The sequence below is a fragment of the Thalassobacter sp. HA4-2 genome, assembly GCF_055693705.1.
The window spans coordinates 1068348-1081291 of sequence record NZ_JBVFUK010000001.1 but is presented as its reverse complement, the minus strand read 5'-3'; the positions used below and the strand labels follow the sequence as shown (position 1 = coordinate 1081291).

At 65.0% G+C, this 12944-nt stretch carries 7 protein-coding genes and 2 pseudogenes; 6 read left to right on the top strand and 3 right to left on the bottom strand.

Annotated elements, in window-relative coordinates; all coding sequences use genetic code 11:
• Nucleotides 1-17 precede the first annotated feature (17 nt).
• Nucleotides 18-1151, top strand: a complete 1134-nt coding sequence (locus tag ACZ1G0_RS05510; RefSeq protein WP_472736029.1) for a polysaccharide biosynthesis/export family protein — start codon at nucleotides 18-20, stop codon at nucleotides 1149-1151.
• Between the two features lie 79 nt (nucleotides 1152-1230).
• Nucleotides 1231-3179: pseudogene (locus tag ACZ1G0_RS05505) on the top strand (capsular polysaccharide biosynthesis protein).
• Here the strand turns inward: ACZ1G0_RS05505 and ACZ1G0_RS05500 are convergent.
• Nucleotides 3176-4048 carry an NAD(P)-dependent oxidoreductase gene (locus tag ACZ1G0_RS05500; protein ID WP_472736028.1) on the bottom strand — a complete coding sequence of 291 codons (873 nt, stop codon included), beginning with the start codon at nucleotides 4046-4048 and terminating at the stop codon, nucleotides 3176-3178. The pseudogene ACZ1G0_RS05505 and the gene ACZ1G0_RS05500 overlap by 4 nt on opposite strands.
• Nucleotides 4049-4125: 77 nt before the next feature.
• Between ACZ1G0_RS05500 and ACZ1G0_RS05495 the strand changes: the two are divergent.
• Nucleotides 4126-6584: pseudogene (locus tag ACZ1G0_RS05495) on the top strand (penicillin acylase family protein).
• A 37-nt stretch (nucleotides 6585-6621) separates the two neighbouring features.
• Here ACZ1G0_RS05495 and ACZ1G0_RS05490 read toward each other — a convergent pair.
• Together ACZ1G0_RS05490 and hemB are read right to left on the bottom strand one after the other, a co-directional pair.
• Entirely contained in the window at nucleotides 6622-6903 is a 282-nt protein-coding gene (locus ACZ1G0_RS05490) for a DUF5665 domain-containing protein (RefSeq protein ID WP_472736027.1), read from the bottom strand.
• Complete coding sequence (hemB, locus tag ACZ1G0_RS05485) at nucleotides 6896-7906, bottom strand: porphobilinogen synthase (protein WP_472736026.1); 1011 nt, start codon at nucleotides 7904-7906, stop codon at nucleotides 6896-6898. Before hemB ends, ACZ1G0_RS05490 begins: the two co-directional genes overlap by 8 nt.
• Nucleotides 7907-8095: 189 nt before the next feature.
• Here hemB and ACZ1G0_RS05480 point away from each other — a divergent pair, with 189 nt between their 5' ends.
• The 3 genes from ACZ1G0_RS05480 to ACZ1G0_RS05470 all read left to right on the top strand — a co-directional run bounded on the left by ACZ1G0_RS05480 (nucleotide 8096) and on the right by ACZ1G0_RS05470 (nucleotide 12922).
• Nucleotides 8096-8623 (top strand): component of SufBCD complex, encoded by a 528-nt coding sequence (locus ACZ1G0_RS05480; protein WP_472736025.1) that lies wholly within the window; start codon nucleotides 8096-8098, stop codon nucleotides 8621-8623.
• Between the two features lie 32 nt (nucleotides 8624-8655).
• Nucleotides 8656-12078 carry a transcription-repair coupling factor gene (mfd, locus tag ACZ1G0_RS05475; RefSeq protein ID WP_472736024.1) on the top strand — a complete coding sequence of 1141 codons (3423 nt, stop codon included), beginning with the start codon at nucleotides 8656-8658 and terminating at the stop codon, nucleotides 12076-12078.
• Nucleotides 12079-12265: 187 nt separating this feature from the next.
• Nucleotides 12266-12922 carry a hypothetical protein gene (locus ACZ1G0_RS05470; RefSeq protein WP_472736023.1) on the top strand — a complete coding sequence of 219 codons (657 nt, stop codon included), beginning with the start codon at nucleotides 12266-12268 and terminating at the stop codon, nucleotides 12920-12922.
• Nucleotides 12923-12944: the final 22 nt, after the last annotated feature.

Below are 12944 nucleotides of genomic sequence, written 5' to 3'. Positions count from 1 at the left end.
CAGAAATGACGCCTTCCATGACCCATAAATCCGCCTCGCGCGGGGTCCGTCTTGTGGCGGGCCTGTTGATCGTATCGTTCATCGCGTCCTGCGGCCTCCCCCGCACCGGACCCAACAAGCGCGAGATCTTCTCGGGCTCGGTCCTGCGCGAAGGGGATGCCTTCATCGTATCCGTGAATGACCGCGTGACCCGGGCCACAGCTGTGGTGCCGGCCTTGGGCTTTTCGTCCAAACTGCGGGATGCCTCGCCCATCGGGGCGGACACGATCCGGCCCGGCGACACCCTTGGGCTGACCATTTGGGAGAACGTCGAAGATGGCCTCTTGGCTGGTCAGGGGCAGAACGCCTCGGTCATTCAAGAGGTGCAAGTCGATTCTGCCGGGTTCATTTTCATCCCCTACGCCGGTCGTCTGCGCGCCGCGGGCAACACGCCCGAACGCCTGCGCCAGATCATCACCGAACGGCTGGATGCGCAAACGCCCGACCCCCAGGTCATCGTGCGTCGCTTGGCCGGTGACGGGGCTACCGTCAGCCTTGTAGGCGGTGTCGGTGCCCAAGGCGTCTATCCGATCGAGCGTCCGACCCGGATGCTGTCCGCCATGCTGGCCGCTGCTGGTGGCGTCGCGGTGCCCACGGAAATCGCCAAGGTCACGGTGGTGCGCGGCGACCGGCGCGAACAGATTTGGCTGGCCGATCTCTACCGGCAACCCGACCTCGACATTGCCCTGCGCAACGGGGATCGCGTCTTTGTCGAAGAGGATACGCGGTCGTTCACCGCCCTCGGCGCGACCGGCACCCAAAACCGTATCCCCTTTGAATCCCAGACACTTTCTGCGATTGAGGCGATTGCGCAGGTGGGTGGTCTGAACTCCAACCTCGCGGATCCCAAGGGAATTTTCATCCTGCGTACCGAACCCGAGGTTATCGCGGAACAGGTCCTTGGACGCACAGATTTGATCGGCGCGCAACGGTTCGCCTATGTGCTGGACCTGACGCAGCCCAATGGTCTGTTCCTCGCACGGGACTTCGTCGTGCGGGACGGCGATCTGGTCTATGTGACCGAGGCCCCGTTCGTGACGTGGAACAAGACCGTGTCTGCCCTGACCGGTACGCTGACCCCCATCAACGCCATCACCTCGCTGGCCGAATAGGCAAAGCGTGACCGGGTCGCGGATACGCGCGCGCTATTTCAACGGCGGCTTTCTGCGGGACCGCCGCGTGCGGCGGATCATGGCGCTGGCTGGCGTGGACCTGTCCCTCGGGCCAGTGAAAGACGGCGACCACATCGCCATCTGGGGCCATGCAGGCACCGCCCATCGGGGCGAGGCTGTGGCCGCAAAAACAGGCGCGCCGATCCTGCGCGTCGAGGATGCGTTTCTGCGATCCCTGCACCCGGGCCGCGCCGGAGAGCCGACCTTGGGCCTGACGCTGGATCACAGGGGGCGTATTTTGACGCGCGCCAGCCGTCGGACCTTGAACACCTGCTGTCCACGCATGCATTTGACGACGGGGCCCTGATTGCCCGCGCCCATCACGCCATGGCCCGCCTGCGCGACGCGCATCTGACGAAATACGCCGCCGTAGATACCGCAGCGGCCCCGCCCGCCCCGGGCTATGTGCTGGTGATTGATCAGACGCGCGGGGATGCCTCTGTCCGGCTGGGCGGCGCGACAGCGGCCACGTTCCGCGAAATGCTGCTGTTCGCGCGCGAGGAGCACCCCCACACCCGCATCGTCATAAAGACCCACCCTGAAACGGCGGGCGGCTTGCGCCCGGGCTACTTCGGGGCCGAAGACACCAGCGCCTTGATCACGCTCGAAGACCGCCCCCTGTCCCCTTGGACCTTGATGGAGGGGGCGATTGCCGTCTACACCGTGACCAGCCAGTTGGGGTTCGAGGCGATCTTGGCGGGACATAAACCCCAGGTGTTCGGCCAGCCGTTCTACGCCGGATGGGGCCTGACGGAGGACCGCGCGCCCCTGTCCCGGCGGGGACGCCCTCTGACCCGGGCGCAGCTGTTTGCCGGGGCGATGATGCTGTATCCCAAGTGGTACGACCCGATCCGCGACACCCTGTGCCAGCTGGAGGACGTGCAGAACCTGCTGGAGGCGCAGGCCCGCGCATGGCGCGAGGACAGCGCGGGCTATATCGCCAGCGGCATGCGGTTGTGGAAACGGCGGCCCCTGCAACGGATGCTGGGGCGCGAAATGCGCGTGCGTTTTGCCATGCCCACCGCCCCCGACCGCCCTGTTCTGGCATGGTCCAGCACCGTAACCGACGACTTACGCAAAAGCTGCGCCGCTGCGGATCAACCGCTGATCCGGGTCGAGGATGGGTTCCTGCGGTCCAAGGGGTTGGGCGCGGATCTGGTGCCGCCGGTGTCCCTGTGCCTTGACCCCAAGGGCATCTACTACGACCCCACCGCCCCAAGCGCGTTGGAGGATCATATCACCCGGTCGGTCAAACTGTCCGATGCCGCCGTATCCCGCGCCGCCCGTCTGCGCGGCGCCATCGTCAAGGCCGGGCTCAGCAAGTACAACCTCGACGCCCGGCCCCTGCCCGACCTGCCCGAGGACCGCGAGATCATCTTGGTCCCGGGGCAAGTCGCCGATGACGCCTCCATCCGGCGGGGCACGGACCGGGTCGCGGACAATGGGGCGCTGTTGCGGGCTGTTCGCGTGGATCACCCGGACGCTTTTGTGGTCTACAAACCCCACCCGGATGTGGAGGCGGGCTTGCGATCCGGGGCCATCGACGCCGCCGAGGCCGACCTGATCGCCACAGATGCCGACCCTGTCGCCCTGTTGGCCCGGGCAGACCGGGTCTGCACCATGACCTCTGGGCTTGGGTTCGAGGCGCTGTTGCGCGCGGTGCCTGTGACGACATACGGCACGCCGTTCTATGCGGGATGGGGACTGAGCACGGACAAGGGCCGCCTTCCGGCCCGCCGCCGCGCCCGGCCTACGCTGGATCAATTGGTGCACGCGGTCCTGATCGACTACCCCCGGTACTGGACGCCCGACACCCAGGCACCCTGCCCGCCAGAGGCCATCGTCGATCTGCTGGCGCGCGGGGCGTGCCACACCCGCGGGCCAGCGTTGCGCAGCTTGGCCAAGGTGCAGGGACTGTTCAGCTCGGCCCCTTGGCTGTGGCGCTGGCCCCTGGCCAAGGGCCCCTAGCCGAGCGCGTTGAGCCGTTTGATCAGGGATGACGTGTCCCAGCGATTGCCACCCATCTTTTGTACGTCCTTGTAGAACTGATCCACCAGCGCCGTGACCGGCAAAGAGGCACCGTTGTTATTCGCCTCGTTCAGGCAGATGCCAAGGTCTTTGCGCATCCAGTCCACGGCGAACCCAAGGTCGAATTCGTCGTCCAGCATGGTGGTGTAGCGGTTGGCCATCTGCCACGACCCGGCGGCCCCGCCTGCGATCACATCCACCACGGCGCGGCCATCCAGCCCCGCCTTCTGGGCGAAGTGCAGCCCCTCGGACAGGCCTTGGACCAACCCGGCGATGCAGATCTGATTGACCATCTTGGTCAACTGTCCCGCGCCGCTGTCGCCCAGCCGCTGGCACAGTTTGGCGTAGGCGTTGATGACGGGTTCTGCCGCGTCATAGGCCGCCACATCCCCGCCGCACATCACGACCAGCTGGCCATTCTCGGCCCCCGCTTGCCCGCCGGAGACGGGACCATCCACGAAGGACACGCCCAAATCGGCGGCCACGGCATACAACGCGCGGGTCACATCCGCAGACACCGTGGTGTGATCCACAAAGATCGCGCCCTTGGACAGGCCCGCAAAGGCCCCGTCATCGCCCAGACAGACGCCGCGCAGATCGTCGTCGTTGCCGACGCAGGCCATAACGAACTCTGCCCCTTCGGCGGCCGCCTTCGGTGTCGGGGCCATGGTGCCCCCGTGCTGGTCCACCCACGCCTGTGCCTTGGCCTGTGTCCGGTTGTAGACCGTCACATCGTGTCCTGCCGCTGCCAAGTGCCCCGCCATCGGATAGCCCATGACCCCCAGTCCCAAAAACGCCACCTTCGCCATTGGACATGCTCCCTTTGCAAATTGTCTCTGCGCACAGTAGCTAACGGGTTACAAAGGCGCGTCAACGGGGATGGGGCATGATCACGATATTCAGGTGGACCTTGCGCGGGATCAGCGCCGTGCTGGCACTGGCGCTGTTGGCGGCCTTCGGGGTCTATTGGTTCGCCTCGAACTCGATCCCGGATTATGACCGCGAGGTCGCCGTGCGCGGGATCACCGCCCCCGTCCAGATCGTGCGAAACACCCACAATGTACCCCACATCTTTGGGGACAGTGACGCGGATGTCTTCTACGGCCTTGGCTATGCCCACGCACAGGACCGCCTGTGGCAGATGATGCTGTTGCGACGCACGGCCCAAGGCCGATTGTCAGAACTGTTTGGCGCGCGCACCCTGCGCACGGACGAGCTGTTGCGCCGCTTGGACCTGTACGGCCATGCGCGCCGGTCCGTGGCCGCCCAAGACCCCGAGACGCTGGCGATGTTGCAGGCCTATGCGGCCGGTGTGAACGCGCGCATTGCCTCGATCAACGAAGGGGCCTTGGGACGCGGCGCGCCGGAGTTTTTCCTGTTCACCCCCGAAATCGCGCCATGGACTCCCGCCGACAGCATTGCCGTGGTCAAGATCATGGCCCTGCAACTGGCAGGCCACGTCCAAGAGGAAGTGCAGCGCGCCCGCGCCGCCCTGATCCTGCCCAACGCGCGTCTGGCGGATCTGCACCCGGACATCCCCGGCGACGGCGTCGTGAAACTGCCAGAGATCAGTCAGCTGTTCCCGACCCTGCGCCCCACACAATTCGCGCGGGCAGAGCCGGGCTTTCTGTCCCCCATCGCCCCGCGCGGGCTGGCCGGGGCATCGAACGCATGGGCCGCTGATCCGTCGCGGGCGGCTGCCGGGGGCACCTTGCTGGCCAACGATCCGCATCTAGGCCTGACCGCGCCTTCGATCTGGTATCTGGCGCGGCTGGAACTGGCCACGGGCGGCGTGATCGGCGGCACCATCCCCGGCATGCCCATCATCCTTGCGGGTCGGTCCCAGGATCTGGGATGGGGCCTGACCTCCACCTACCTCGACGATCAGGATGTGTTCATCGAAGAGGTGAACCCCGAGAACCCCAACCAGGTGCGCGGACCGAACGGCTGGGTCGACATGCAAGTGCGCGACAGCATCGTGCAGGTCAAGGACGGCGCCCCCGTGACCCTGAAACTCCGCTGGACCGAGAATGGGCCGGTGATGACCGGGGGGCTGTATGACCTGGGCACCGTCACCCCGCCGGGCCATGTGGCGGCCCTGTCGTGGACGGCGCTGACCGATGCCAACACCTCTCTGCGCACGGGACTGGAGTTGATGCGCTCCCCTGATCTGGACGCCGCCCTTAAGGCAGGCCGCCACTTCGTCGCTCCCGCCCAGAACCTGACAGTGGTGGACAGCACCCGGATCGCCATGCAGGTCATCGGCCACCAGCCCGACCGGGACGCCGCGCACCAGTCTCAGGGGCGCATCCCCGCGCCCGGATGGATCGCCGCAAACCGCTGGAACGGCGTGATGGACTACGCCCGCAACCCGACCTTTGCGGACCCTGCGGGCGGCATCCTTGGCAACACCAACAACAAGATCATCGACGCCCCCTTCCCCGACCACATCAGCCACCTTTGGGGCGACAGCCAGCGGATCAACCGCTGGCGCAACCTGATGCAGGCGCGCGCGGTCCATACCCGCGAAAGCTTTATCGAGGCGCAGCTGGACGATGTCAGCTTTACCGCCCGCGCCCTGTTGCCCCTGATCGCCCGCGACCTGTGGTTCACTGGCGAGGCTGCGGCCCCCAACACCCCCGAACGCCGCCGCCAGATCGCGCTGGAACTGCTGGCGGCGTGGAACGGCGAGATGTCCGAACACCTGCCCGAACCCCTGATCTACGCCACGTGGCTACGCCACCTGCAAGACCGCCTGATCCGGGACGAAATCGGCCCCCTCGCGGATGAATACAAACACGTGGAGCCGCTGTTGATCGAACGCATCTACCGCGACGTGGACGGTGCCGGGGTGTGGTGCGACGTGGTGCAATCCACCACCACCGAGACCTGCACCGAGATCGCGCGCCTTGCGCTGGACAGCGCCCTACAGTGGCTAGAGGACCGCTATGGCCCCACGGTGCAGGCGTGGCGTTGGGGGGACGCCCACGAGGCGCGGCACGACCACCCCGTGCTGGGCGAGGCGCCGGGGCTGGGCTTCATCGTCAACATACGCCAGTCCACCTCGGGCGGGGACAACACCCTGCTGCGCGGGCGCACCAGCGGCGAGGACCCGGACCCTTTCGCCAATGTGCACGGGGCGGGCTATCGCGGTGTGTATGACTTTGCAGATCCCGAAAGCAGCGTGTTCATCATCTCGACCGGGCAATCGGGCCATCCCCTGTCGCGCCACTACGACGACCTGGGCGAGCTGTGGCGCAGGGGGAATATATCCCCATGACCCTCGACCCGGACCTCGCCCGCGCGGGCAACGTCGGCATCACTACGTTGATGCCCGCACCGTAGGGTTTAGCGTGTAGGGTGGGACTTGTCCCACCGCCCCCTAGCGGCCCTGTTCGATCTGCTGCATCATCGTAGTCAGCCAGTCGCCCAGCACCGGGACAAAGGCCATCTGGCTGACCCACCACGCCAAGATCGACACCAGCACGGTCGCCCCCATCAGGGTGCCCAGACCAAAGGCCAGCCCCCGCGCCAGTTGAAAGGCGATCAGCCGGGGCAGAGAGTTGTGGACCCGCACGAACCGGTGGCCGTTCAGACGCGCGACCTCTGCCGTCAGACGCTCGATCGCCTCCAGAGTCTCACGCTCGCTCGGGCGGTCAGCCATCCCAGCCTGCCTTCAGCAGACGCGCAGCGGCGGGCGCGAAATAGGTCAGCACCCCGTCGCAGCCCGCGCGCCGGAAGGACATCAGGCTTTCCATCATCACCCGATCGTGGTCGATCCAGCCATTCTGTGCTGCGGCCTGCACCATCGCGTATTCACCCGACACCTGATAGGCAAAGGTCGGCGCGCCAAAGGCGGTTTTCACCCGGTGCACGATGTCCAGATAGGGCATCCCCGGTTTGACCATGACCATGTCTGCCCCCTCGGACAGGTCCCGCTCGATCATGCGCAAAGCCTCGTCACTGTTCAGGGGGTTCATCTGATAGGTCTTCTTGTCCCCCGTCAGCGCGCTCGACGCCCCCACCGCATCGCGGAACGGCCCATAGAAGGCACTGGCGTATTTCGCGGCATAAGACATGATCGTCACGTTGCGGTGGCCCGCGTCCTCTAGGCCCCTGCGCAAGGCCCCGATCCGCCCGTCCATCATGTCCGACGGTCCAATGATATCGGCCCCGGCTTCGGCTTGTGCCACGGTCATTTTAACCAGCGCCTCGACCGTTTCGTCGTTTACGATCTCGCCGTCCACCACATAGCCGTCGTGGCCGTTGATGTTGTAGGTGTCCAAGGCCACGTCGGTCATGATCGCCACCTCGGGCACGGCCGCCTTGATCGCGCGGATCGCTTGGTTGGGCAGGTTCTGGGGGTCCCACGCCATGGCGCAATCCTCGGTCCGCGCCTCTGGCCCGGTGTAGGGAAAGATGCAAATCGCAGGGATGCCCAGTTCGCGCGCTTCCTCCGCCGCCTCGACCATCAGATCCACGGAGCGTCGCTCCACGCCGGGCATGGACGCCACAGGCTCCCGCACGCCCACCCCTTCGCGCACAAACAAAGGCCAGATGAAGTCTTTGACCGACAACCGATCCTCTGCCACCAAGGCCCGCAAGGCAGGCGTGGACCGGGTGCGCCGGGCGCGGGAAAGGGGAAACGGGGCTTGGGTCGGGCGCATCACGGCCTCCTTTAATGTGTCAACTTCATCTGACACGCCCGCCGCCACGGCGACAACCCCCGCCCCCCTCATTGTTCCGCAAATACCCTCGGGGGAGGCCACATGGCCGGGGGCAGCGCCCCCACCGCCCTTGCATCCCCCGCCCCCCTCGGTCACAAACGCGCAAAACCTTCCGCACGAGGCCGCGCAGTGGATCATTTCTGGCTCAAGACCGCATTCGAAGTCATCGACCTGCGGTCCTTTTCAAACCTTTGGTTTTGGATCGCCCTTGCCGTGATCTGGTCCACCGCGTCCCACTACGTCCTAGGCATCCCCTTTGACCTGATCACCCGGGCCAAGAAAGGCAGCGCCCAAGCCATGGCCGATGTGCACCTGTTGGCCGGGGTCCAATCCCGCCGCCTGACCTACATTGCAGATGTATCGGGCCTTTGGATCACGGGCTTCACCTTCTTCCTGCTGACGGCCTTGGCGCTGGCAGGGTTCTTTTACGGTCTCGAATTTGCCCAAGCCCTGTTCCTGTTGGGCCTGCCCATGTCCATCGTCGGTGCCTTTTCCGTGCACACGGCCCGGGGCGTGGCCACGCGCGAGGGGGTCGAGCTGCTCAAACACCTCACATGGCACCGCAAAAAGGTCCAACTGGTGGGTGTCTTTGCCATCTTCTGCACCTCCATGTGGGGCATGTGGACGAATATGAATGTCAACGTCCTGGGCGGTTGACTTGACCGCACCACAGGTTACGTCCCGGCGTCATGGCACAACACACAAAACTGATCGCAGGCGGCGCGCCCGCAGGCTTTGACGCAACGGCTCTTCTGCGCGAGGCGGACAAGGGCCCGGTCCTGTATCTGGCCCGCGACGATGCCAGACTGGACGCCATGGCGCGTGCCCTGCGGTTCTTCGCCCCCCAGACCGTCACGCTGAAGTTCCCCGCGTGGGACTGCCTGCCCTATGACCGGGTGTCCCCCAATGCCGAGGTGGCCGCCGAACGCATGGCGACCCTGACCCTGTTGGCCCATGGGTTCGATCAGGAAAAGGTCATCATCCTGTCCACCCTGAACGCCGCGACCCAACGTGTGCCTGCGCGCGAGACCCTGCGCGGGGCCGGCTTTGCCGCGCGTCTGAACCAGCGGCTGGATGAAAAGGCCCTGCGCGACTTTCTGGTGCGCATGGGGTTCTCCCAGACCTCGACCGTGATGGAACCCGGCGACTACGCCTTTCGCGGCGGCATCATCGACATCTGGCCCCCCGGTGAGGCACGGCCCGTGCGCCTTGACCTGTTTGGCGACACGCTGGACGGGCTGCGCCGGTTTGACCCCCAGACCCAACGCACCACCGAACAGCTCAAGGCGATCGAGCTTGCGCCCGTGTCCGAGGTCCTGCTGGACGGCCCCGCAATCACTAGGTTCCGCCAGAACTACCGCGTGGAATTTGGCGCGGCAGGCACCGACGATCCCCTTTACGAGGCGGTGACGGCCGGGCGCAAACACGCCGGGATCGAGCATTGGTTGCCGTTCTTTCACGAAAAACTTGAGACGATCATGGAGTATGTCCCCACGGGGACACTTGTCGTCGACCCCGAGGCCGAGGTGATCCGCGCCGAACGCTGGGACACCGTGCAGGACATGTACGACAACCGGCGCGAGGCGATGCGGTCCAAGGCGCGGGTGGACACGGTCTACAAACCCGTCCCAGTGGACCAGCTGTATCTGGACGCCACCGCCTGGGACGCCGCCGTGGACGGGCGGCGGGTGGTGGAACTGACCCCCTTTGGCCAGGCCACAGGCCCCGGCGTGATTGATCTGGGCGGGCGAAAGGGGCGCAACTTTGCCCCCGAACGCCAGCAAGAGGATCTGCACCTGTTCGAGGCGCTGGCCAACCACGTCCGCACGTTGCGCACCGACCGCGCCGTGGTGATCGCCAGCTATTCCTCGGGCGCGCGGGAACGGTTGCAGGGGCTGCTGGCGGACGAGGGGCTGGACGACACCAAGCTGATCAAACGCCGCAGCGATGTGGCCAAGGGCGACGTGGGCCTGATCGTCTGGCCGCTGGAGGAAGGGTTTGAAGGCCCCGATCTGGTCGTCATTTCCGAACAAGACGTGCTGGGCGAACGCCTGATCCGGGGGGCCAAGAAAAAGCGCCGCGCCGAGAACTACCTGACCGAGGCGCAGGCCCTGTCCCCGGGCGACCTGATTGTGCACGTGGATCACGGGGTGGGCCGCTACATCGGGCTGGAAACCGTGACGGCGGCGGGCGCGCCCCACGAATGTCTGGCGCTGGAATATCTGGGCGGCGACCGCCTGTTCCTACCCGTTGAAAACATTGAACTTTTGTCGCGCTACGGCAGTGGCGAAGGGATCCTCGACAAACTGGGCGGCGGGGCGTGGCAGGCCCGCAAGGCCCGCCTCAAGGAACGCATCCGCCAGATTGCCGAACGCCTGATGCGCATCGCCGCCGAACGGGCCTTGCGCAAGGCCCCCGTGCTGGAGCCGCCCATGGACATGGCGTCGGACTTCGCCGCGCGCTTCCCCTACACCGAAACCGACGACCAGATGGCCGCCATCGAGGACGCGATCAACGACCTGAAATCCGGCATGCCCATGGACCGATTGGTGGTGGGCGACGTGGGCTTCGGCAAGACAGAGGTGGCCATGCGCGCCGCCTTCGTCGCCGCCAGCGCGGGCAAACAGGTGGCGATCATCGCGCCCACCACCCTGCTGGCCCGTCAACACGCCGCCACCTTCATGGAACGGTTCCGGGGCTTTCCGATCACCGTGCGGCAATTGTCGCGCTTCGTCTCGACCAAAGAGGCGAACGCAACCCGCGAAGGCATCGCCAACGGCACCGTGGATATCGCCGTGGGCACCCACGCCCTGTTGGCTAAAACCGTGAAATTCCAGGACCTTGGCCTGCTGATCATCGACGAGGAACAAAAGTTCGGCGTCCAGCACAAGGAACGTCTCAAGGAAATGCGATCCGACGTGCACGTGTTGACCCTGTCAGCCACGCCGATCCCGCGCACGCTGCAAATGTCCCTGTCCGGGGTGCGTGATCTGTCCGTGATCGGCACGCCCCCCGTGGACCGTCTGGCGATCCGCACCTACGTCAGCCCCTTTGACGCTGTGACCTTGCGCGAGGCGCTGTTGCGCGAACACTACCGGGGTGGGCAGTCCTTCGTGGTGGTCCCCCGCATCAGCGATCTCTCTGAAATGGAACAGTTTTTGCGCGAACAGGTGCCCGAGGTCACATACGTCCTGGCCCACGGGCAACTGGCCGCCGGGGACCTGGATGACCGGATGAACGCCTTTTACGACGGCAAATATGACGTGCTGCTGGCCACGACAATCGTGGAATCCGGCATCGACATCCCCACCGCCAACACCATGATCATCCACCGGGCGGATATGTTTGGGCTGGCACAGCTTTATCAGATCCGCGGACGAGTGGGCCGCGCCAAGACCCGGGCCTACGCCTATCTGACCACCAAACCCAAGGCGAAACTGACGCCTGCCGCCTCTAAGAGATTGAAAGTATTGGGAAGTCTCGACAGCCTTGGGGCCGGCTTCAACATCGCGTCCCAGGATCTGGACATCCGGGGCGGCGGCAATGTGATTGGCGAGGAGCAGTCCGGCCACATGAAGGAGGTCGGCTTTGAACTGTACCAAAGCATGTTGGAGGAAACGATCAACAAGCTCAAGAAGGGCGAGGCGGGCCTTGTGGACACCGACGACCAGTGGTCGCCCCAGATCAACCTGGGCGTGCCGGTCCTGATCCCCGAGGATTACGTGCCCGATCTGGACGTGCGCCTTGGCCTCTATCGCCGCCTGTCGGGTCTGTCCCGCAAGGTGGAGGTCGAGGGCTTTGCCGCTGAAATGATTGACAGATTCGGCCCCCTGCCCCGCGAGGTGACGATCCTGACATCCGTGGTGCGGATCAAGGCCATGTGCAAGATCGCGGGCATCGCCAAGCTGAACCTGGGGGCCAAGGGCGCCACGATCGAATTCCACGGCAACACCTTTGCCAACCCGGCGGGGCTGATGGATTTCGTGTCCAAACACGCCGCCCGGATCAAGGACACCAAGATCGTGGTGCCCGGCGACTACCCCAAAGAAGGCGACCGGGTGAAGACCGCCTTTGCCCTTGCCAAGGATTTGGCGCAAGCCGCCAAGGGTTAGCCACCCCTTACCAATTCGACTCGTGCACGTTCCCGCACGGGTCGCGGCCAACCCGTGCAAGATGTCCAGCAGGTCGTCCAGTTTCGGACCCAAATTTCGGATGCTCTGCGACATGACGCGCGGCGCGTTTTGATCCGCGTCTGCTACCCTCTGTCTGCAACACCCATGACACGAGGAGAGCCGAGACATGAGCCGTTCACAGAAATTCAACGCCGCGACGCGACATCTCATGACGGTCCTGTGCGGGGTCCTGTTTTGGAGCGGCCCCGCCCTTGCCGATGACGCTGCACGGGATGCGCTCAATGGCTGCGCAGGACTGGAAGACAATACTGCCCGGCTGGCGTGTTACGATGCCTTGGCCGGTATCACGCCGGTGCAGGAAGACACACCAACTCCACCGGCCGCCGAACGTGGCGGCTGGGTCATGGTCGAAGAGAACGATGCGTTTTCGGGCAAGGATACATCTTTTGTGTATATTGGCAGCGATAGTGACACACGCCGCGGACGTGATGCACCGGTATCGCTGGTCGTGCGTTGCAATGGAAACGGCGGCAAAGATGTGTTTGTCGTCGCGGATGGGTACTTGGGTGGCAAGAACGACCGGATACCTGTTCGCTACAAGTTTGACGACGAGGCCCCCGTCACGGAGCGATGGCATGAGTCGACCAATGGAACGGCTGCCTTTCTTCCGGGCAGCTTCCAGGATTTTCTTCACGGCTTGAAAAGCGGCAACAAGGTCCTGTTTGAAGTCACGGACTTTCGTGGGTCAACGCATCTAGCGACCTTCGATGGCCTGCAAGCCAACAGGGATCGGCTGGATTTTGTTCTGAACGGTTGCGAGTAAAGCGGTGAAGGGCGGGACAAGT